This is a genomic window from Bartonella sp. AC10YNML, assembly GCF_042196825.1.
Lineage (GTDB): Bacteria > Pseudomonadota > Alphaproteobacteria > Rhizobiales > Rhizobiaceae > Bartonella.
In genome coordinates this window covers 135,074-158,225 of the sequence record NZ_JBHIRA010000001.1, presented here as the reverse complement: position 1 = coordinate 158,225, position 23,152 = coordinate 135,074, and the positions used below count along the sequence as shown (strand labels likewise).

Below are 23,152 nucleotides of genomic sequence, written 5' to 3'. Positions count from 1 at the left end.
ATGACGTTTTTTTCTATTCCTGAAGCCGCTCTTGATGCACAAGCAACAGCAACACATCCCCAAAAAAACGTGTGGGTTTCTGCAAATGCAGGATCTGGAAAAACCCATGTTCTAACCGAACGTGTTATCCGTTTGCTTTTAAACGGTACGCCTCCAGCACGTATTTTATGCCTTACTTACACGAGAGCCGCCGCTGCTGTTATGCAATCACGAATTTTTCGCACACTCTCCAGCTGGAATGAACTCGATGATGCGCAGCTTAAAGAAATCTTATCGAAGTTTGAAAACAAACCTATCAGTGCAACAAAAATAACCTATGCGCGCCAACTCTTTGCTCGTGCTTTAGAAACACCTGGTGGTTTGAAAATACAGACTATTCACGCATTTTGCGAATCTCTCTTGCATCAATTTATGCTAGAAGCCAATATTGCTGGACATTTCGAACTCATAGATGATGTCAACCGCAAGAAATTACTACAAGAAGCTCGCTGCCAACTTTTGAAGCATCATGATGTACAACCCGCTCTAAAACAGCTGCTTAAGGTTATCAGTGAACATACTTTTAACCAATTGCTGTATGAAGCAGCTGAAAAGCAACATAAACTGTCTGATTTTTTGTCTTCTCTTCTGTCTGAAAATGGAGAAGAAAAATTGCGGTCGCTGTTTGATTTAGCACCTGATGAAACAACCCAATACCTATTGGAACAAATGCAACAGATTGCGCGCCTTCCTGTTTATGCTCTTAATCATTGTGAAATCAATGGCAGTCAAAGCTTCAAGGATATGGTGGTAAAACTTTCCCAATTAGAAGAGGTACATGATGAGACAAATATTCTCAATAGTATTTCTGATATTTATTTTACAACAAAAGGTGAGCCACGGAATTTCTCAAATTTATCTCGTAAAAAATCAGACGAAATTTGGCCTTTTATTCAACAAATGCTTGAAGATAAACAAAGCGAGCTTTCTATTCTTTTAGAGAAATATCAATGCGCAAAAGTTGCGACCCTCAATATGGCGGCTTTTCAGCTTTGTGCCCTTTATCTCAAAATTTATGCAAATTTAAAAAAAACCAATGGTTTTTTAAACTTTGATGATCTCATTGAGCGCACACTCCATTTATTGCAACGTGAAGGTGCAAGCCAATGGGTGCACTATAAACTTGATAAGGGTCTTGATCATATTTTGCTTGATGAAGCACAAGATACGAACCCTGATCAATGGAAAATTATTCAATTTTTAGCGCAAGAATTTTTTACAGGTCATAGTCAACGTGACAATATACGTACTCTTTTTGCTGTTGGAGATGAAAAACAGTCTATTTATTCCTTTCAGGGCGCTGCACCAGAAAATTTTGCTGCAAATGGGAAAATTATTCAAAAAAAAGCACAACAAGCAAAGCAGAAATTCGAAAAAATACAACTGCATTACTCTTTTCGCTCTACAGCAGATGTTCTTAAAAGCGTTGATCTTGTTTTTGAAACACCAGAAAATTATAAAGGGCTTTCGGCAGAAAATACAAAAACCATACACGAAGCTATCCGTACTCACAGTCCAGGTGAAGTTATTTTATGGGATGCTATTTCTAAAGAAAAAGACGAATTTCCTGATGATTGGCATGTAACTGTTGATCATTTAGATACACCAGCAGTACGTTTGGCAGAAAAAGTTGCTGAAACTATTGCAGGCTGGTTACAAAAAGGAGAAATGCTTCCAGCAAAAGGGCGGTTATTGCGTGCTAGTGATATTATGGTTTTGGTTCGTAAGCGTGATCAATTTGCCCTAGCGCTTTCTCGTGCCCTTAAACAACGCAATATACCTGTCGCTGGTGCAGACCGTTTACAACTTACTAAACATATTAGTATCCGTGATTTAATGGCACTTGCGCGTTTTGTTTTGCAGCCACAAGATGATCTTTCTCTTGCTTGTGTTTTAAAAAGTCCCCTTTTTGCTCTTAGTGAAGAGGAACTCTATCTGCTTGCCGCACAACGCACTGGCTCTCTTTGGCAAAGTTTGTGTACGCATACATCATCGCGGGTATCTTTTAAAGATGCTTTTGAAAAGCTGAACCATTATCGTACTTTAGTGGATAAAATACCAGTCTTCGAATTCTATAGCCATATTCTGAATAATGATAAGGGAAGACAAAAAATTTTAGCGCGCTTAGGCTCGGAAGCCAATGATGTGCTTGATGCTTTTATGGACTACACACTCGCGATTCAAAAAACGGGGTTACCAGGATTACAAGCTTTTTTGGAAACATTAAGTGTCAGTGAACCAGAAATTAAACGTGAGTTTGACCAAAATCATGAAGAAATTCGCATCATGACTGTTCATGCTGCAAAAGGACTGGAAGCTTCCGTTGTATTTCTGGTTGATCCTGGTAGTGCAATCTGGCATCCTCAGCATTCACCTCACTTGCTTGAAGTTCCCTTGAACAATGCACATTTGAGTGATCAACAAGCTTTTATCTGGTGCCCTAATGCAGAATTCGATACAATGCCCTCTAAACAAGCAATTTTGCGTTTAAAAGAGCGTGCAGAAGAAGAATATAGGCGCCTTCTTTATGTAGGAATGACACGCGCTGAAGATCGCTTGTTTATTTGTGGATATAAAAGTCAGAAAACGCCATCTCATACATGGTTACAATTGGTAAAAAAAGCTCTTGAACCTCATGCGGTTTCTATAAAAGGCCCTGCGGAAGATATTGCAGCTTGGCGTTATTGCATTACACCGCCTTCTTCTACTTCTATAATCCCCGAAATCGCCTGTTCTGAATGCCAAACTTTACCGCCTTTGCCTGCTTTTTTCTCTCATAAAGTACCAGCAGAACCAATTCTCCCAAAACCGTTAAAACCCTCAGTAGCGAGCCTTTCTATTGAAGCTGATACAGAACCTTCCTCAAGTCCAAAACAATTTACTATTTCACCTGTTTTAGGAGAAACGAACACAAACAGAGCTTTTTCCATTGAATACGGTAATCTCATTCACCGATTGTTACAATATTTACCCGATTGTCCCCCACAAAAACGTCGAGATTATGCTCAAAACTATCTCAATATCAAAGCCTCTCATTGGCATGAGAGCCAAAGAGAAGATGCTCTTTGCCATATTTGGAAAATATTAGATCATGTTTATCTCAACCCCCTTTTTTCTGAGCATTCACGTGCTGAGGTTTCCTTAATGGGCATTGTAAAAATTCGTGGAAAAGAACAAGTAATCTCTGGTCAAATTGACCGTCTCTACATCACGCAAAACAGCATTATCTTTGCCGATTTTAAAACGGGAACCCCACCAGAAAATGAAGCCGCTATTGCTTCCCATCATTGGTTGCAAATGGCTCTTTATCGAAAATTATTGCAAGCTATTCATCCCGATAAAGATATACAAGCTCTGCTTATCTATAGTAAAGAAGCCAAAATTTTCAAACTTTCTCCAGAAAAACTTGAGGCATTTCTTAGTGAAGTTGCCTTATAAGTTAGTCTTTTCCTTGCAAAGCATTTTTACACTTTATTTACTTTCATAAAATCGCTCAAACAAACACAACGCACAATCTCTGATGTAAAAAAGTCCTTTAATAATTTATCTTTGCAATAACTTGATATGAATTGTTATTATACCAATCTATAAAAAGTGAATATAAAGGATAAATCAATGACGTGTATAAAAGTTGATAAGGATAATTTCGAAAGTGAAGTTCTAACCTCTTCCACCCCTGTTGTGGTTGATTTTTGGGCAGAATGGTGTGGCCCTTGCAAAGTGATTGCTCCAATTTTGGATGAAATTTCAATAGAAATGCAAAATCAAGTTAAAATTGCTAAGGTAAATATTGATGAAAATCCGGAACTGGCTACCCAATACGGAGTACGTTCTATCCCTACATTACTAATGTTTAAAAATGGAAATATTTCATCGAATATGGTTGGCGCTACCTCTAAAGGACGTCTTTCTGAGTGGATAAAAAATGGCCTTAGTTAATGCCATACACAGTAACGATAAAGGAGAGAAATTTTAGTCTCTCCTTTTGATTTTTTTACATTCCTTTTCTGTAATACATTGTAATAGCAATTCAATTAAATCAAAAATTCAAATGATTTTAAGAATCCACACTGTTATACGTAATTCAATAGATCATTTTTTATCAAAAAATTGTCCTGTATGAACAATGTAGGCAATTCCTTGTTTATATGCGTGCCAACGAATATTTAAGTGAATGATATTTTCTTCTTAGATAAGACTATTGAGATAGATAGTGCTTTCAACACATAAAAGGAGATTTTAAGCAAAAACTTTGCAAATTACTTTTTTGAAGCTCACAATTTTTAAGCAGAAAGAAACAAGCAATTCACTACAGGTTATATAATGCTCTTCTAAAGGGTTACCACTTCAATTTAAAATTCTCTTATACTATTCTCTAAAATCAAAATTGTAGGTATCAGATTCTCTAAAATAAATTGATGAATTCCTATAAATTAACGACTGTTCTTTGCAATTTATGTCATTGTTATATGAAAGAGTCAGCATTTCACTTCATCTTCCATGGTTGGTGCCTCCATTGAAGCCTTATTTATGTTGTCCATCATCTCAAATTTCATAGGTAGTACTGAGGTATTATCAAATTAAAAATGATGATGTCCATGTTTTTTTTAAAATGTACGAATTGCGAAAGACTGTTGCAAACATTCAATGGAATGTTGCGCTGATTTAACTGTTACATGACGCCCATGTTCTTTATAATGTAAGGTGAGTGCAAAAGTGGCAAGCTCTAAAAGAGCTGTATTTCTTTCTGGCCATTCAACAAGTAAAATATTTTTCTCACGAGCTTCATGAAGCCCTAATTCATCAATTTCTTCTGCCATAGAAAGGCGATAAAGATCAGCATGAATAATTTCAAACTTTGGAAGTTGATAGCTTTGCACAAGAGTAAAAGTAGGGCTTGGAACATCCATAGTGTTATCGTTCGCAAGTGTTTGAATGATTGTACGTGCAATGGTTGACTTTCCAGTTCCAAGATCTCCTTGCAGCGTTACAAGATCTCCTGGCTTTAAAGAAAGAGCTAAATTTTGTGAAAAAAGCTTTGTTGCCTCTTCATTTTCAAGAAAAAAACTAAAATTCATTAAAAGTTCCATGAAATGGATGAAAAATTTTTGTTATCATAAAGGTTAAAATTAAAAAATCGTATCTCCTTTGGAGAGTGGGAAAAAACATTTAACTGTTGTTCCTTTTCCAGAACCGGTAAGAATTTCAACATGTCCACCGTGTAGTTCAACGAAACTTTTTACAAGGGAAAGGCCAAGACCCGCTCCCGCACGCCCACCATGGTGTGAATGGGAAGAAAAACGTTTAAAAATACGATCAAGGACATCTTCTGGGATGTCAGAGCCCTGATTGTGAACGCTAAAGACAATGTTATCATCTTGTTCATCAACGCAAAATTCAATAGTACTCGCCTCCGTTGCAAAATTAATAGCATTACTCAGGACATTCACAAAAATTTGATGCAAGCGCTTTTCATCAGCAGAAATAGAATTTAAGGAAGGAGAAATTTGTTGTAAAAGCGTAATATGACGTCCATTAAGGCGATCTTCTACACGTGCTACTGCTTGTATCATAGCATCGGCAATGTTAACCGATTTTATGTCCAACTCCATAATGCCTGCATCAAGGGTAGCAAGATCAAGAATATCGTTAACAATATTTAAAAGAGTTCCTGATTCTGAATGAATGTGTTCAAGATATTCTTGTTGACGTTCATTGATAGAACCGAAAATTTGATCACGTAAAATATCGGAAAATCCAATAATATTGGTGAGAGGTGTGCGTAATTCATAAGAAACATGTTGGACAAATTCATTACGCAAACGATCAGCACTTTCTAATGCTTCATTTTTTTCTTGAAGAGCACGCGCAACATGGACAGTGTCCGTAACATTCACAAAAGTAAGCATCGTTTGTCCATTAGGAAGAGGGACCAGAGTATAGTCAATAATCATATCATTTTTAAGATCTATACGACCTGAAAATGTTTCACGTTTTTCAGCAAAACCGGTAATGAACTTGGTAAATTGATCCCATTCTTGCCCCAAGGTTAAGGCTGAACAATGGCTTTGTAACTGTGTAATATGGGTTCCTTCTACCAGTAAATTATAAGGAAGAGACCACAATTTCGACAAGGCAGGATTCGATAAGCGAAGGCGTCCATCAGTACCAAAAACGACCACACCTTCAGAAAGTTTATCAAGTGTTTCACCTTGTATTTTAATAAGTGTATTATAACGGCGCTCAAGATCAATTTTTTCGGTAAGGTTTTCGTAAAGCCAAGTGACACCTCCTTGTGGATGAGGGTTCGAGACAACACGCACCGTACGCCCATCTGGAAGATTCCAAATTTGTTGGTTCGATTCTGTTTGCCAATAGGCTTTTAAAAGTTCTTCTTTCCATGCGCGCCAATCAGGGTGTTCAGCAATGAGCCCCTTTTCACGTAAACGTTCAAGAAACAATGTATGGCTTGGTTCACTTTCTAAAAAAGAACTCTCCAACGGCCATAAAATTTTGAAAGCGTGATTACAGAATTTTAATTTTTGGTTTGTATCAAAAATGGCTACAGCTGTTGAAATTTGGTCAAGTGTTTCACAATGACTTTGAAGAACATATCTTAATTCATGAGCAAGATTTTCATAGGCGCTGTCATCACGTGCAAAAGCTGCCATCCCTTCAGCTGTTGTAATACGTGTGAGATGAAAACGGTGCCGTTCTCCACCAATAACCGTATGAACATGTTCTTGAAAAATTGTTTCTGTTTCATCTGTTTTGCGTTGTGTATTTTCATTGAAAAGATCCCCCACGTCATCACTGTCTTCACGAAAGTCTGTCATTTCTCTAAAGGCGCGATTGATAAAACAAACTTTTCCTTCACAATCTTTTATCCATACGGGCTCTTGAATAAGATCAAGAAGATTACGCTGCATTCTCAGTTCAGTAAGAAGGCGGGCGATATCTTTCTGTAAACGAGCATTTTCACTCTGTTGTTTTGAGATATCTTGAAAACGAGCAATGGCGACTGTTCCTGCGATGACTCCTGTAACTTGTAGCAGTACATTGTTTGTGGTGGTGATAGAAAGATCAAAAGGGTGACATTTACAACGGAGTTGAGTCAATGCATAATCAAGTTCTCGCAGAGAATTTTCTTCAACCCAGAGCTCAAAACGCTGAAAATCTTTCTGATCGATTCCTATTTTTTGCAATGTGGAAAGAGCACCAACAACATGGGGTAAGGTTGTTGGATTTTCCCAAATAAGAAGGAATTGCTCGGTTTCTTCCAGAAGCCATTCATAATATTTAAGTTTTTCAGAAAAATTTGCCTGAATTATCTTCAAAGGCTTCTGTGCAGTTTTTTTTGCACGCACGGTAACAGCTATACATGAGAGAAGTGAAGCACAAGAAATTCCTCCACACAGCGCTAAAAGCAGCCATGGACCATTCGGCAAAGTGAAGAAAAATGGTAAATAACCTTCCAATGACTGAGAAAAAGCGCATGTTGGAGAAAAAAAGAAAAAAAGGCAAAGTATATACGTATAGATTCGGATCTCTTTTTGAGTTTTTTCTTTGGGGTTATAGTCACCAAAGCTGAGCACGACATCTTTCCCTTTTTTAACCCAAGGAAACGTATTAGTAACGGTAATGGTTTGGTTTATAAGGTCCTTGTGGTGAGACTCCAATATAAGCGGCTTGTTCTTCTGATAAAACACTTAATTTTATTCCTAACCGATCCAGATGTAGACGTGCAACCTTTTCATCAAGATGTTTAGGCAAAACAGTGACTTCATTTGTATAGTGTTCTGTACGGGTAAAAAGTTCAATTTGCGCTAAAACTTGATTGGTAAACGAAGCTGACATGACAAAAGAGGGATGCCCCGTCGCATTGCCGAGGTTTAACAATCGTCCTTCAGAGAGCAAAATGATGCGTTTTCCATCGGGAAAGGTGATCATATCAACTTGTGGTTTAATATTCGTCCATGGCAAATTTCTAAGGGCAGCGACTTGGATTTCGTTATCAAAATGACCAATATTTCCAAGAATACACATATCCTTTACTTGTCGCATATGATCTAAACGAACAACATCTTTATTGCCTGTTGTCGTGATGATAATATCAGCACTGGAAGCAGCATCATCCAAATTAACAACTTCATAGCCATCCATAGCGGCTTGAAGAGCGCAGATAGGATCAATTTCTGTTACTTTAACACGAGCCCCAGCACCAGAAAGAGATGCTGCTGAACCTTTTCCTACATCACCATAACCACAGACAATGGCAGTTTTACCAGCGATCATCACATCTGTTCCACGTCGAATACCATCGACCAATGATTCTTTACATCCATATTTATTATCAAACTTTGATTTAGTGACGCTATCATTAACATTAATAGCAGGAAAAGGTAGAAGTCCTTCTTTTTGTAACTGATAAAGACGGTTTACACCTGTTGTGGTTTCTTCGCTTACACCTTTAATTGCTGCGCGCTGTTGTGTAAAAAAACCTGGCGTTGCATCCATACGCTTTTGTATTTGTTTGAAAAAAATTTCTTCTTCTTCTGTTTTGGGATGCGATAAAATATCTTTATTTTGTTCTGCACGACTTCCCATTAAAATATAGTTTGTGGCGTCAGCTCCATCATCTAAAATAAGATTGGAAGGATTACCATCTGGCCATTGGAAGATTGCATCTATATAAGTCCAATATTCTTCCAATGTTTCACCCTTAACGGCAAATACAGGAATGCCAGTTGCGGCGATAGCTGCTGCTGCATGGTCTTGCGTAGAAAAAATATTGCTAGAGCTCCACCGTATATCGGCGCCAATTGCTTTTAATGTTTCAATTAAAACAGCTGTTTGAATTGTCATATGCAATGAGCCAGAAATACGCGCTCCGCGCAAAGGTTGGCTGGAAGAAAACTCCTTACGACAAGCCATCAAACCAGGCATTTCAGTTTCAGCAATATCAAGTTCTTTACGACCATAAGCGGCAAGTGCAATATCTTTGACAACAAAATCTTGAGCTGCCATTCTTCATTCCTTTAAAATAATTTTTTCCAAGACGGTAGGAGAAATTAAAAAAAAATGCAAGACAAGAAGAGGACTTCTTTATGTGAAAAAGCTCTTTTAAAATCTCCATAAATTTGTGCAACAAATATGCATTTATGGATCTGAGTAGTGATGTTACTGACAGAGTAGGAGATCTTCATGATAAGTTTTATTATATAAACAAAATTCTATCCTTTTCACGTAACTTTAAAGCTTTTAAAAGTTTCCAGAGGGAATACCTTTTAAATAATAAAAATGGTGCATTGCTTTACAGTTTTTATATCGATTTTTATGGGATAATATCGAAAGTAGTATACTCGTATTCTACTCACTTATGCGGTTTTTGAAAAAGGAAGAATTACTTTAATCTCATTATTAAGCTTTTTGGCAAAATAATATAAATGCAAAGCCATAGATTATCATGTTTATGGATAGGCAGTTCAGGATCGGTTCTTTAGGATTCCAATGTTGCACCTGCTCTTGGATAAAGACAGTTTATAAGAAGTGCTTTTCTCCTGTTTCCAACAGTTTTTATCAAAATACTATAGATGTGCGAGGAAACATGTTTTGTGATACTAAATGGAGCATTAAAAATGCAAAAACATCACTCTATTGAACACTCTGATTTTAAAACCGCTAACAACGCACTATGAATTATAAATCAAATAATTAACTCAGTTTTAGAAGAATTTATTCTAGACGAGTAGGTTTTGGGAAAATTGACCATGTGGACGAAATCGCCAGAGATAACTTGGCAAGAATGCAGTCATTGCTCTAGGAGTAATTCCTACTCCTTCTAGAGTATATCCATTCTCTATAGCTTCTTTAGAAACAATGTTATCCATTTGCAAAAAGCGTATTTGATTGGCTGTTACGAGCGTTGGCACAAGAGGCAACTTACCAATCGTTCCTAAAACTCCTCCAATCAATAGACCGACAGAAAGAGGCATAGATAGGATTGTTTTTTTACGATGAATGATTTTAAGTATATTTTCAAGAGCATTTTGGAGGGTGATAATCTGGGGACCACCAAGATCATATTTTTTTCCCCAAGCTACCTGTCCATCTAAAGCACGTGCTATAAACTCAGCAACGTCACCAACATATACGGGTTGCAATTTGCTTTTCCCACCTCCAAAAAGAGGCATAATTGGTAAAAAACGTGACAAATCTGCTAAGGTATTAAAGAAACAATCTTCTGGTCCAAAGATAATGGATGGACGTATAATAATTGCCTGAGGATTCTTGTTATGAATGATTTGTTCACCCATAAACTTAACACGTGCATAAAGACATGCAGTGTTTTCGCTAGCCACAAGAGTCGACATATAGATGAGAGGAATACCAGCTTCTACTGTTAATTCAGCAACATTGTAAGCACCATCAATTTGTGTGCTTTTAAAATTCGATTGATTTGCTTGTTTTAAGCTACCGGGTAAAAACACTGCTGCATCAGCTCCAAGCAATGCGCGTGCAACAGAGGCACGATGCTTGATATCTGTTTTAAGCATTTGGGTTTGTCCTACTTCTCCTATTTGTAGCATGTAATAAGCTTTTTGTGGACAACGAACAGCGATGCGAACGCGATATCCCCGCTTAGTCAAAGTTTCAACGACATGTCGTCCTACAAAACCGGATCCGCCAAAAACAGTAATGAGTTTAGGATGTTGATAAAGTGCACAATCAAGTTGCATGATTAAAAGGTCTATCTTTCAAAGCTTTAAAAATAGCTAATTATCTAGCACGGTGGTGTTTTATTGTCACGCAAAATATCACCCGCAAGATAAAGAGAACCACTAATAAGGACAATAGCCTCTTTATATTCCATTTTAATTTTATACAAAGCATCTTGTAGATGTGCTTGTGGAGTAGCAAAGATTCCTGCTTTTTGGGCTGATTCAGCTAAGTTTATTGGAGAGAGACTGGCGTCATTGTTAATAAGCGGTATCGTATATACTTTATCGACAAGGTTTGCTAAAGGACGAAAATAACCGACAGCATCTTTGGTATTAAGCATGCCAGCAATCATAATAATGGGACGATCTGTTTTTTTTCTCCATTGTGTAAGTTCTGCCGCAATAACTTTTCCTGCAGCAGGATTGTGACCACCATCTAACCATAAATCAATATCAGGAGATAGTTGATCAACCAAAAGCCCTTGGGTAAGACGCTGCATTCGTGCGGGCCAATAAATATTCTTCAAAGCGTCATTTATGGTTTGTTCTGAAAGTTGAAAACCCGCTTGATAAACTGCTTCAAGAGATGCACCAGCATTAGCAATTTGGTGGTCTCCAATAAGGTTAGGAAGAGGAAGGTCCATGAGACCTTGATGGTTTTGAAAAACCATACGTCCATGTTCTTTATAGCTTTGATAATCTTGATCAAAGAGAGCATAAGATGCTTTATTTTTATCGGCAAGGGGTATTAAAGTAGCAAGAGTTTCTTCATAATTCTGCTTTCCGATGACCACTGGAACGTTTGGTTTTATAATCCCCCCTTTTTGAAAAGCGATTTGAGCAATTGTGTTTCCAAGAAAATTCTCATGATCATAATCAATGGGCATAATAAGCGATACAGCTGTTTTGTTAACGACATTGGTAGCATCAAAACGTCCTCCCAATCCAACTTCTAAAATAACAACATCAGCTGGATGTATACTAAACAGCATAAAGGCAGCGGCTGTAAAAATTTCAAAAATAGTAATCGGCTCTTGACGATTTACTTTTATAATTTCACGGATTGTCTCTGCCAATTGGTTTTCTGTAACAAGTTGACCACCTCCTTTTTGACCTAACCGGCAGCGTTCATTCCAGTTGACAAGATGAGGTGAGCTATAAACATGAACGCAGTATCCTTCACTTTCCAAAAGAGCACGACAAATTGCGGAGGCAGATCCTTTGCCATTTGTTCCAGCGATGTGAATAACAGGTGGAAGTTTTAAATGTGGATTACCAAGACGCTCTAAAAGGTGAACAATACGCTCTAAAGAAAGATCAAATTTTTTCGGATAATTTTTTAGTAAATCATCCACCACCCTTTGTATTTGACTTTGTTGCATAAACTTAAGCTGCTTTTGTCCTAGAAAGCGATGTTTGAGAGTCTGTTGGGGATGGATCGGAAGGGTTAAAAACAGCAGGGCGTTTCATCATCAAGCGTAAAATACGCGCAATTGTTGTTTTCATTTCTAAACGCGATACAACCATATCAATCATACCATGTTCAAGCAGATATTCACTACTTTGAAACCCTTCTGGTAGGGTTTCACGTATCGTTTGTTGAATCACACGTGGACCAGCAAAACCAATCATAGCGCCAGGTTCGGCAATGTGAATATCACCAAGCATGGCGTAAGAAGCAGTAACACCACCGGTGGTTGGATTAGTCAGCACAACAATATAGGGAAGTTTTGCTTCTTTCAACATTTCAATCGCTACTGTTGTACGGGGCATTTGCATCAATGAGAGTGTTCCTTCTTGCATGCGTGCACCACCAGAAGCAGTAAAAAGAACCAAAGGGCATCTTTCGGCAATGGCAGTATCAAAAGCTTTGATAATAGCTTCTCCTGAGGCCATACCGAGTGATCCCCCCATAAAGGCGAAATCTTGAACGGTTGCAATAATTGGCAAACCCTCAATCGTACCGCGTGCACTCAAAATGTTGTCCTCAACACCGAGTTTAGAACGGTACTCTTTTAACCGATCAATATAGCGTTTTTCGTCGCGAAACTTTAAAGGGTCTGTCACAACTTTTGGATTTTCAAGAGCTGTATAAATACCATCATCAAAAAAATGCATGAGACGATTTTTGGCACTGATACGCATATGATAGCCAGAATTAGGAGCCACAAATTGATTGGCTTCCAAATCTTTATGGAAGATCATTTCACCACTGGTAGGATCTTTAATCCATAGATTTTCTGGAATTTCACGGCGTCCCAATATAGAATTAATTTTAGGGCGAACATAATTTGTAATCCAGTTCATCTTTATAACCTTCCTTTAAAATATTATACACCTTTTGCATGATTTGAAAGAATATAGAATTTAAGCAGTCACATTTGCTTTGCCGGCTGACCAAACGAGTCTATTTAATACTTTTATCAGTATACGTATAGCTCTCACTCCACTGTTTTTTAATTTTTCCAATTTTACAACAATCATATGCATGAAGAGTATTTCCTATAACAAACTTCTCAGAAGTTTTAAGAACTGACATGTTTTTATTCTTTGATTTTTGTATTAAAACTCACTCCTTGCGCTCATTAACAAACGCCTTATTTTCTTTTAATAAAAATGGATATCCAATTAATCATTAATATCAACAATTTTTAAATCAAGAAACCTTATAATATAAGCCACACTCATTCATTAAAGATAATGACTATGATAATGTTATGTTAGCGAAACGCCAACACCAGAGCAATATTTTTTCAGAATGGTTTTTCAAAGCGCACGCTTTTCACATAAAATAGAACGTCAAAAACAAAATATTGTTCTTGTTATGTATTCACGCGTTGCTAGATTTAACAGTCTCAATATTCCCAAAACTCTCTTATGACGGTACCCATGAAGAGTATAATAATCATTTCTCTATGAAGGGTATAAAATACATTATGCTCTCCATTTTTACTGAAATATAAGGTACAAAGCGACACCATCATACTCTTTTTCAGTTTTCAATGCGACGATAATGTTTGCATTGAGAGGATTCATATAAAGATATTTCACGCCTTTTTGAAAGTACTTTTATCCGCATACCACCTTCATTTATGATACATAAACAAACGATTTCAATTGATCCAATATGAATAGGATTAAAATGAGAAACCCTCATGATATTTAGGTTTTTCACTCATATTGTGAAACAATAAATTATCATTATAAATCAATATATTGCTTTAATAAAAGAGAAAGCATAAAATTTTATATTATGCTTTCTTTGGCTGGCAAGTTTTATTAACCTTAAAGTCAAGGAAACTATTTTTGTGTAATGCGTGCCATGGTCTTTTGGGAAAGCATTTTGTGTAAATATGTCATAAAGGCGGCTGCAAAAAGCGGTGTTGCTAAATTAAGAATTGGAATCGAAACAAAAAGCGCTATCAATAATCCTGCACCAAAAACCGTTGTGTAATGAGTATGTAAAAAAGTACGTGCATCTTGCTCTGTTCGAAAACGATAAGCAGCAAACAAGAAATATTCATGACCGAGCAAATAACCATTAATAAGATAAAAAGCAATTAAATTAATACCTGGTATGAAGAATAAAATAAAAGCAATTCCATTACCAAGAAGGCTTAAAATAACAAATTTAAAGGAAATGATAAGAGAACGCTGAAACGGCAAAGCTTGTCCAATAGGCTCATTTGGGTAATCCTCTTTTTCAATGATTTCAGCAGCAGAATCAATGAAAAAACCACCAATCATAGCGGTGATTGGTGCAATCAAAAAAGCTAACAAAAGAGCCAAACCAAGATTAAAAATGATAAGCATGCTAAAACCAATCCATCCCGCCCAACTAGGGAGTCCAGGAAGAAATTGAGCAATCCAGGGCCAAAAGTAAGACACAAAAAGTTGGTGCACACATAACCATAAAATGGTGAGAATGAAAAAAGTAACCCCCAATGCTTTCAGTATCATAATACGATATTGCGAGGTCAGAAGACGTTGTAAAGCACGATAAGCAGCAGTAAAAATCATAGATTAATAAACTAAGGAAAGAAGCAAAAAAAACAAGAAATATATTTAAAGTATGTACAGTGTAATTTTTTCTTTCTTTGAATTACAAGATTTTTTTCAAAAACATTATAAAAAACGGATAAGGCTCCTTTATTTAAAATAAAGTTTGAATAAATAGAAATTTTGATTTTTAAAACAAAGAAGAATTTAAAAAGCAGCTGTTGTAGAAGAAGTTTTTATTATTTTTGTACATAGTGTAGATTATTGCGTTTATATGATATATGTAAAAAATTAAGGAATAAGAACTTTGGAGAGGAAAGTTATTTACTTCTATTTATTCAGTAGATTTATCTAACTTAGTTTATTTAAGTGCTTAATTGTTTTACACAATTCCTAAAATTCTGTACTTTTCTACTATTTGGCAGCATGCTTTTGCCTCTCGCTTTCAAAAAAATATTGAGTTCAATGGAATAGGGGTAACGTAGTAGCTCCGTAGATATTCTAATTTTGGGCAACAGAATGATTAATATGATAGAAGTGGAAAAAATAAGCTTAGGCGATTGACCGTCCGATTCCATGGAAGAGCAGTTTTTTGAGAAGAAGCAAAGAAAGGGAGATGTCACTGATGCTTAAAAATGATGAGATTTTGAATTTTAAAAGCCATAAGTGCAATGAAGTAAGAATTCATTGAAGCACTTTTCATACAAGTGGTGCACTGTATCAAATAATTTTTAGATAATAACACCATTAATTTATGAAGAGAATTGATCATTTTCAACTTGAATAAGAATCCAAAATATAGAAATATTCTTTAATTTCAAAGTCTCTATTCAACATCAAAAAATTATTTACGTGCACATTATAGGCGAGACCAATGTATGGGTACAAAGCTTTCGATAAAAGAATAAAAATGCTTCTCATGAATCGTCACAATGTGAGGATATCATGGATAAAATTCTAGTCTTTGTGGTCTTGGTATGCTGGAGAGAGGAGACAGACATTTAATCTTAAAGACCGATCACTGAGGAAAATAATAAAAGCGTCAGTTTCATAAACTTATAGACAGTGGTACAATGAATTTTGTCTACACTCTTTATGAGCGTCAGTGTGAGGTATGCTTAAAATTGCATTGAGATATTATAATATATTAATTTATACATCATTTTCATAGTGAATAAGAGCTTCAAATAAAGTTGTCATATTTTCTCATGAGCTGTTCTCATCATGAAACAATCAAAATCATTTATTCGTATATTATAAATAGGACCAATATGGGGATAAAAACATTGAAGAGAGAAAATGCTTTTTATAAATTTTATCCAGTGCAAGAGCTTTCTCAAAATTAATGTTAGGCAAAGTGAATGATAGCTTGTTTTTTTATAAGCTGGGGAGACAGTAGTGCAATAGATCCTACTTTTATGAAGGCTAGAGTGAGATGTGATTTTTTTAAAAAATATTTTCCAACGCTTGTCACACCCATTTCGCAACAGCGCTTGTGAATGGTCTATGGGTAAAGCTCTCGTGAATAATATAAAACTTATAGGGCATCACTATACTCTTAATAAAAAGAGTACGTTGGTGCCATCATCCTTAGTGTTGTCCGAGACAAGCTCTTGGTTCTTGAGACGGTCCATTATAAGCGCTTTTAGTTCTTTCTTAAACGTTTTGTATTCATACAGTTATCCTTGTTTAAAACGTGCAAGAAAATGATTTTTATTGATTCAATATGAGAGAGATTGGGAATGAGAGAATCTTACGATGTCTGGGATTCTAATTTAATATGAACAATGCTAGGTTATCATTATAAATCAAAAATATTATATACTAATTGAGATGGATAGACACCTATTATCAGTTCTATTTTATAAGGTGTTTTAATATCAACGCGTTTGAAGAGTTCTTATTTGCAAAGGGGTATATTTTTCTCATGAGGAGTAGATGTTTGGGGGGCAAAAAATGATACAATCACGTTTGCTAATTTTTGCGCTACGTGTTGTTTACTCATATGAGGCCATTGTTCAACTTTTTTTCTACTTACGAGATAAACTTGATTTGTATCAGAACCCATGACACTTGTACCATCTACTTGAAGAGAAATATCATTAGCAAGAATGAAATCAGCTCCTTTTTCAACGCATTTCTTTTGCGCATTAGCAATAATATCGCATGTTTCAGCAGCAAAACCAATGACCAATGAGGGGCGTTTTGGAGCGTGTCCAATCGTTGCTAAAATGTCAGGATTTTCAACCATTTGAAGGGATGGTGGTGTTTTATGAGCATCCTTTTTAATTTTGTGTAAAGATTGGGTTTGACTACGCCAGTCACAAACAGCGGCAACAAAGATGGCACCATCAGCAGGCAATGCGGTTTGAACGGCTTTTAACATCTGTTGTGCTGTTTCAACATGAATTGTTTTTACTTCTTGTGGGTCTGCAAGATGAACAGGTCCACAAATAAGTGTTACTTTTGCACCCAAATGTGCAAGAGCGGTTGCAATGGCATGACCTTGTTTACCTGAGGACCGATTAGCAAGATAACGTACTGGATCAATTGGTTCATGGGTAGGGCCAGAGGTAACGATGAAATGGCGGTCAAAGAGAGGTTTTTCATGCACGTTCAAAAGATTCTCTATAGCAGCGACAATAGTTAAAGGTTCGCTCATACGTCCATATCCAATCTCGTCACGTTCAGCCATATTTCCGATTTCTGGTCCGATGATATGAACGCCATCTGCGTGCAATTGTGCAACATTACGAATAGTTGCTGGATGCACCCACATGGCTGGATTCATGGCGGGTGCAATCAAGAGTGGACAGCGTGCTGCTAAAAGGACACAATCAGCCAGATCATCTCCTATGCCATTGGCTATTTTTGCAATGCGGTTGGCTGTAGCAGGAGCTAAAATAATCAGATCAGCATCACGTGCTAATCGGATATGTCCGATATCATGTTCTTCTTCGCGTGAAAATAAATCAGTATATACAGTACCACCGCTTAAAGCTTCAGCGGCTAAAGGCGTAATAAATTTTTGCGCCGCTTTTGTCATCACAACTTTTAAATCTGCTCCACGTTCTTGTAAACGGCGAATCAAATCAAGGGCTTTATAAGATGCAATACTTCCACCAATAATAAGAAGGAGAGATTTTGATTTCAATGATTGCACTTCAACAGCACTGGCATGAGAGGGGAGTGTGGTGTGAGTAGGGGGATTGCTTAAAAGACGGCGGGCTTCTTCTTCCATAGAAATACCATTTTGCGCGGCGCGTATGCGCAAAGCTTCTTTGGTTTCAAGAGACAGGTTACGAATAGTAATACTGGCCATAAAATACCTCCAAGAAGTAAAAATGATTTCAATGATTTCATTGTTGATATTTTTAGCATATTAAGGAGATTAGAAAAGATGAAAAAAGTAAAAAGTAAGACAAGCGCAACAAAGTGCAATGATGAAAAGACTATAACGACCATAACGGTTTCTGTGACTTTGTTCCACAGCAAGTTGTTTGAGGGTAGCAGGAGAAAGATTAAAACCTGTTTTTCTCATTTGATTGAAATCTTCTTCTATTCGTTGGAAATTTTGAACCAATTGTGGTGTTTTGCGTGCCAGCGAAAGGAGAGCTTTTGCTCCTTCACTAAAGTCTTTTGCAACGCCTACGGGTCCTAAATTTTTACTAATCCATTCTTTGACAACGGGTTCAGAAGCTTTCCACATATTAAAAGTGGGGTCTAATGTACGGGCAACACCTTCCACGACAACCATTGTTTTTTGCAGCAATAAAAGTTCAGGTCGCGTTTGCATGTCAAATAATTCAGTGACTTCAAATAATAAAGTGAGCAATTTAGCCATGGAAATGCTTTGTGCTGATTGTCCGTGAATTGGTTCGCCAATAGCGCGGTTGGCTTGCGCAAAGCTTTCGATATTATGGTGTGAAGGAACATAGCCGGCCTCAAAATGGGCACGTGCAACTCGATGGTAATCGCGGGTAATAAAGCCGTAAAGAATTTCAGCAAGGAAATGCTTTTCTTTTTTGCCAAGCCTTCCTGTAATGCCTAGATCAACAGCAACAATACATCCTTTTTCATCTACAAATAAATTACCAGGATGCATATCGGCGTGAAAAAAACCATCACGCAGTGTATGACGAAGAAAAGATTGAATAAGCGTAATAGCAAGCGCCTTCAAATCAAAACCTGCTTCTTTGAGTTTGGAAGTTTCGGATATTCTTATACCATCAATCCATTCCATTGTAAGAACATTACGCCCTGTCCGTTCCCAGTCAATACGTGGAACCCGAAAGCCTGTATCATGTTGAATATTTTCAGCCATTTCAGATATAGCTGCTGCTTCTAAGCGTAAATCCATTTCAAGTCGTGTTGTTTGTGCTAAAGTATCCACCACACAAACAGGACGAAGCCTTCGAGAGGCAGGGATATAGCGCTCTTGTAAATGAGCAATGAGATAGAATCCTCTAAGATCTTTAGAAAAACGTGCTCTGATATTGGGACGAATAACTTTTACAGCACATTTTTTCTTATGGCCAGTTTCATCACTATATTCAGCTGGATGAACTTGAGCAATAGACGCGGCGGCAATGGGGGGATAAAAATTTACGAATAAATCATCAATAGAGCGACCAAGAGAACTTTCAATTTGAGCAATAGCGGCAGTGCAAGAAAATGTTTGGACGCGATCTTGTAGCTGTGACAAATCTTCCGCAATATCACGCCCAACAATATCAGGTCTTGTGGCAAGAAATTGACCAAGTTTTATGTAAGAGGGTCCAAGCTTATTAATGGCATATGAAATATTTTCAGATCGTTGTTTCTTTTTTGTTTTGCGTCGTGCTAATGCACTCGCTATACGATGACATAGCGCTGGAAATCCTTGAAGATCATCATGAGGGAGAGCACTTAAAACACCTTCACGTGTTAAAACCCATCCTGCACGCATCAATTGAAAGTAAGGGGAAATTTGCACCATTTTTAAATTTTCCAACCTGAATGCAGCGCTGCAATCGCACCGGTGAGATTGCGGTACGATACCCGCGAAAACCCCGCATGCTTGATCATATGGGCAAAATCATCTTGCTTAGGAAATTTGCGGATAGATTCAACCAAATAACGATAAGCATCGCCATCATTTGCGATAAATTGACCCAGCTTAGGGATAGCATGGAAAGACCAAAGATCATAAATTTTATCCAACAGAGGCATCTCGACATTTGAAAATTCTAAGCATAAGAAACGTCCACCGGGCTTTAAGACACGAAAAGCTTCTCTAAGGGCTTGATCAATATGAGGAACATTGCGAATTCCAAAAGCAATCGTGTAAGCGTCAAAGCTTTGATCTTCAAAAGGTAGATGTTCTGCATTGGCTTCAACAAAATCAATCAGAGGGGCAAGACCATTTTTTTGTGCGCGTTTTTTGCCAACGCTGAGCATTGAGCCATTAATATCAAGCACTGTAGCATGGGCTTTTTGGCGTGAAGCATTAAGAATACGAAAAGCAATATCACCTGTACCGCCAGCGACATCAAGAACTTTCCAATGAGAAAGTGCTGGTGGGGAAAGCCAAGCAATCATGGAATTTTTCCACACACGATGTAGCCCCAATGATAGGATATCATTCATCTTGTCATAATTTTCAGCGACAGAATGAAACACACCATCCACCATGGATTGTTTTTGTGTTTCATCTACTCTTGTAAAACCAAAAGAGTGCTCCATGCCACCCTTGGTTCCTACACGTTCTGTTTCAATTGCCATGTATATGATCTACCTTATTTTTCTTTTATCGTAAATGAAATAGAGAGGGAATGTTCAACTACGAAAAAACAACGTATAAAACTACGACGTTTACACAGCCAAAAACAGAAGAGTATCTTTAGATATCAAGATTGGCAACGCTTAAGGCATTGTCTTGAATAAAAATACGTCTAGGTTCAACTTCATCACCCATGAGACGAGAAAAGAGTGAATCTGCATCGGTTGCATCATTAATTTTTACTTGTAAAAGAGAACGTGCATTGGGATCAAGCGTTGTTTCCCAAAGTTGTTCAGCATTCATTTCCCCAAGACCTTTATAACGTTGAAGAGTAACACCTTTTTTACCGTTTGTAAAAATGCTCTCTAAAAGGCTCATAGGACCAAAAATACGCTCTGTTTTATCTTTGCGACGTAAAAGAACAGGAGGATGATATATGTCGATAAAATTTTGGGAAATGCGATCAATTTGGCGTGCGTCAGTTGAATTTATAAGTCCCACATCAAGCGTAACAACATCTTTAACACCACGTAAAATACGCTCAAAACATAAACTTCCATCTGCTGTATATTGTCCACTCCAACCTTGTTCCATATCATCAGCAATCAGATTAAGGCGGAGTGCTACAGTATCTGCTATTTTTTGCGCTTTTTCTTGTGTTGCAAAGACTTCAAGATTAAAAGCGCCAACAATTGCTGCTTGTTCAACAATATTACGGTCATAACGGGTATGAAGACCATTTAAAAGTTGACGTAATATACGAGCATCTTTAGCGAGTTGATACAAATCAGCTCCTGCACGAACTTCTCCCGTTGAAAGCTCAAGCGTTGTTTCTTCTAATCCAGTATCGATCAAGAATTCTTCAAACGCTGCTTCATTTTTAATATATTGGGAAGATTTTCCACGCGATACTTTATAAAGAGGAGGCTGAGCAATATAAAGATGTCCACGTTCAATCAACTCGGGCATTTGTCTAAAAAAGAAAGTGAGCAGCAGCGTACGAATATGGGCTCCATCAACGTCCGCATCTGTCATGATAATAATCTTATGATAACGTAATTTATCGGGTGAAAATTCATCCTTACCGATAGACGTTCCAAGAGCTGTAATAAGTGTTCCAATCATATCAGATGAGAGCATGCGGTCGAAACGTGCTCGTTCAACATTGAGGATTTTACCACGAAGGGGTAAAATTGCTTGATTTTGACGTGAGCGCCCACTTTTTGCTGAACCGCCAGCCGAATCCCCCTCGACAATAAAGATTTCTGATTTTGCGGGATCTCGTTCTTGGCAATCGGCAAGCTTTCCTGGTAGAGAAGTGATATCAAGCGCCCCTTTTCGTCTTGTGAGTTCACGTGCTTTGCGTGCTGCTTCACGTGCTGTTGCAGCTTCTACCACTTTACTAATGAGAAGTTTTGCTTCATGAGGATGTTCTTCCAGCCATATTGAAAGACCTTCATTGACCAAACTTTCAACAATAGGGCGCACTTCAGAAGAGACTAACTTATCCTTTGTTTGTGAAGAAAATTTTGGATCAGGAACTTTGACAGAAAGAATAGCTGTTAATCCTTCACGGCAGTCATCACCGGTTAAGTTCACTTTTTCTTTTTTAGCAATACCTGAAGATTCAGCATAGCCATTAATTTGGCGTGTAAGGGCACTTCTGAAACCTATCAAATGAGTTCCACCGTCACGCTGAGGGATATTATTGGTAAAACACAAGACCTTCTCATGATAGGAATCATTCCACCATAGGGCAACATCAACGCTCATACCATCCTTTTCACTTGTAATATAAATAGGAGTATCAAGCAGCGCTTTTTTTGATTGATCAATATATTTCACAAACTCTATTAATCCACCTTCATAATGCAATTCAACGGATTTAATATCAGCATGACGCTCGTCAACAAGAAGAATATAAACCCCAGAATTTAGAAAGGCTAATTCCCGTAAACGACGCTCTAAAGTTTCAAAATCAAACTCAACCATAGTAAAGGTTTCAGAGCTTGGTAAAAATCTAATTTCTGTTCCACTTTCTTGATCGCAATCGCCAACAACTTTTAATGGAGCATCAGCTACCCCGTGGGTAAATGATATTTCATGAATTTTACCATTGCGTTTGATTTGCAATTTAAGCCAAACAGAGAGTGCATTCACAACAGAGACGCCAACACCGTGTAATCCGCCTGAAACTTTATAAGAGTTTTGATCAAACTTTCCGCCGGCATGAAGCTGTGTCATAATAACTTCAGCTGCAGAAATACCTTCTGTTGGATGGATATCTGTCGGAATTCCGCGTCCATTATCACGAACAGAACAAGAACCATCAGCATGGAGTGTGACGTTTACAAGAGTTGCATGACCGGCTAAAGCCTCATCGATAGCATTGTCTACAACTTCATAGACCATATGATGTAACCCCGATCCATCATCAGTGTCACCGATATACATCCCAGGACGTTTGCGTACAGCATCAAGACCTTTGAGAACTTTGATAGAAGCCGCATCATAGTCATGGCTTTTTGCCGGTGAGGTTATTTCATCACTCATAAGTTAGTCCATTCCTGTGTTCAATTTCAATATTTTATCCGCTTTTTTAAAGCTCAATGTTCTGATAAGTTATTTATGG

General features: G+C 37.4%; 13 protein-coding genes. 2 read left to right on the top strand and 11 right to left on the bottom strand.

What is annotated here, in order from left to right; translation table 11 throughout:
• Positions 1 to 3,477 carry a double-strand break repair helicase AddA gene (gene addA, locus ACFINA_RS00565; RefSeq protein WP_375614915.1) on the top strand — a complete coding sequence of 1,159 codons (3,477 nt, stop codon included), beginning with the start codon at positions 1 to 3 and terminating at the stop codon, positions 3,475 to 3,477.
• A 177-nt stretch (positions 3,478 to 3,654) separates the two neighbouring features.
• Entirely contained in the window at positions 3,655 to 3,978 is a 324-nt protein-coding gene (gene trxA, locus ACFINA_RS00560; protein ID WP_375606117.1) for a thioredoxin, read from the top strand.
• A gap of 668 nt (positions 3,979 to 4,646) precedes the next feature.
• On the opposite strand, the gene tsaE is transcribed toward trxA, so the two are convergent.
• From tsaE to gyrB, 11 genes are all read right to left on the bottom strand, one after another.
• Positions 4,647 to 5,117, bottom strand: coding sequence for a tRNA (adenosine(37)-N6)-threonylcarbamoyltransferase complex ATPase subunit type 1 TsaE (tsaE, locus tag ACFINA_RS00555; protein WP_375607922.1), 471 nt, complete (start codon positions 5,115 to 5,117; stop codon positions 4,647 to 4,649).
• 51 nt (positions 5,118 to 5,168) lie between these two features.
• Complete coding sequence (locus ACFINA_RS00550) at positions 5,169 to 7,634, bottom strand: ATP-binding protein (protein ID WP_375606119.1); 2,466 nt, start codon at positions 7,632 to 7,634, stop codon at positions 5,169 to 5,171.
• A 34-nt stretch (positions 7,635 to 7,668) separates the two neighbouring features.
• Entirely contained in the window at positions 7,669 to 9,066 is a 1,398-nt protein-coding gene (ahcY, locus tag ACFINA_RS00545) for an adenosylhomocysteinase (RefSeq protein WP_375606120.1), read from the bottom strand.
• Positions 9,067 to 9,779: 713 nt separating this feature from the next.
• Positions 9,780 to 10,778: a complex I NDUFA9 subunit family protein gene (locus ACFINA_RS00540; RefSeq protein ID WP_375606121.1), complete on the bottom strand. Its 999-nt coding sequence runs from the start codon at positions 10,776 to 10,778 to the stop codon at positions 9,780 to 9,782.
• A 44-nt stretch (positions 10,779 to 10,822) separates the two neighbouring features.
• The gene (locus tag ACFINA_RS00535) at positions 10,823 to 12,142 is read right to left on the bottom strand and encodes a bifunctional folylpolyglutamate synthase/dihydrofolate synthase (RefSeq protein ID WP_375614328.1); all 1,320 of its coding nucleotides are present in this window, start codon (positions 12,140 to 12,142) and stop codon (positions 10,823 to 10,825) included.
• Positions 12,143 to 12,146: 4 nt separating this feature from the next.
• The gene (gene accD, locus ACFINA_RS00530; protein ID WP_375606123.1) at positions 12,147 to 13,067 is read right to left on the bottom strand and encodes an acetyl-CoA carboxylase, carboxyltransferase subunit beta; all 921 of its coding nucleotides are present in this window, start codon (positions 13,065 to 13,067) and stop codon (positions 12,147 to 12,149) included.
• Between the two features lie 993 nt (positions 13,068 to 14,060).
• A complete protein-coding gene (locus tag ACFINA_RS00525; protein WP_375608984.1) occupies positions 14,061 to 14,780 on the bottom strand; it encodes a sulfate transporter family protein in 720 nt (239 codons plus the stop codon).
• Positions 14,781 to 16,659: 1,879 nt separating this feature from the next.
• Positions 16,660 to 18,081, bottom strand: a complete 1,422-nt coding sequence (gene coaBC / locus ACFINA_RS00520; RefSeq protein WP_375606125.1) for a bifunctional phosphopantothenoylcysteine decarboxylase/phosphopantothenate--cysteine ligase CoaBC — start codon at positions 18,079 to 18,081, stop codon at positions 16,660 to 16,662.
• A gap of 69 nt (positions 18,082 to 18,150) precedes the next feature.
• A complete protein-coding gene (gene ubiB, locus ACFINA_RS00515; protein ID WP_375606126.1) occupies positions 18,151 to 19,737 on the bottom strand; it encodes a 2-polyprenylphenol 6-hydroxylase in 1,587 nt (528 codons plus the stop codon).
• A 2-nt stretch (positions 19,738 to 19,739) separates the two neighbouring features.
• Positions 19,740 to 20,522, bottom strand: a complete 783-nt coding sequence (gene ubiE, locus ACFINA_RS00510; RefSeq protein WP_375608981.1) for a bifunctional demethylmenaquinone methyltransferase/2-methoxy-6-polyprenyl-1,4-benzoquinol methylase UbiE — start codon at positions 20,520 to 20,522, stop codon at positions 19,740 to 19,742.
• A gap of 118 nt (positions 20,523 to 20,640) precedes the next feature.
• Positions 20,641 to 23,073, bottom strand: a complete 2,433-nt coding sequence (gyrB, locus tag ACFINA_RS00505; protein ID WP_375607927.1) for a DNA topoisomerase (ATP-hydrolyzing) subunit B — start codon at positions 23,071 to 23,073, stop codon at positions 20,641 to 20,643.
• Between the last annotated feature and the right edge of the window lie 79 nt (positions 23,074 to 23,152).

Bases quoted from the DNA above. Each gene is read 5' to 3' on its own strand.
- addA (WP_375614915.1), top strand. From the start codon at position 1: ATGACGTTTTTTTCTATTCCTGAAGCCGCTCTTGATGCACAAGCAACA.
- trxA (WP_375606117.1), top strand. From the start codon at position 3,655: ATGACGTGTATAAAAGTTGATAAGGATAATTTCGAAAGTGAAGTTCTA.
- tsaE (WP_375607922.1), bottom strand. From the start codon at position 5,117: ATGAATTTTAGTTTTTTTCTTGAAAATGAAGAGGCAACAAAGCTTTTT.
- ahcY (WP_375606120.1), bottom strand. From the start codon at position 9,066: ATGGCAGCTCAAGATTTTGTTGTCAAAGATATTGCACTTGCCGCTTAT.
- ACFINA_RS00540 (WP_375606121.1), bottom strand. From the start codon at position 10,778: ATGCAACTTGATTGTGCACTTTATCAACATCCTAAACTCATTACTGTT.
- ACFINA_RS00535 (WP_375614328.1), bottom strand. From the start codon at position 12,142: ATGCAACAAAGTCAAATACAAAGGGTGGTGGATGATTTACTAAAAAAT.
- accD (WP_375606123.1), bottom strand. From the start codon at position 13,067: ATGAACTGGATTACAAATTATGTTCGCCCTAAAATTAATTCTATATTG.
- ACFINA_RS00525 (WP_375608984.1), bottom strand. From the start codon at position 14,780: ATGATTTTTACTGCTGCTTATCGTGCTTTACAACGTCTTCTGACCTCG.
- coaBC (WP_375606125.1), bottom strand. From the start codon at position 18,081: ATGGCCAGTATTACTATTCGTAACCTGTCTCTTGAAACCAAAGAAGCT.
- ubiB (WP_375606126.1), bottom strand. From the start codon at position 19,737: ATGGTGCAAATTTCCCCTTACTTTCAATTGATGCGTGCAGGATGGGTT.
- ubiE (WP_375608981.1), bottom strand. From the start codon at position 20,522: ATGGCAATTGAAACAGAACGTGTAGGAACCAAGGGTGGCATGGAGCAC.
- gyrB (WP_375607927.1), bottom strand. From the start codon at position 23,073: ATGAGTGATGAAATAACCTCACCGGCAAAAAGCCATGACTATGATGCG.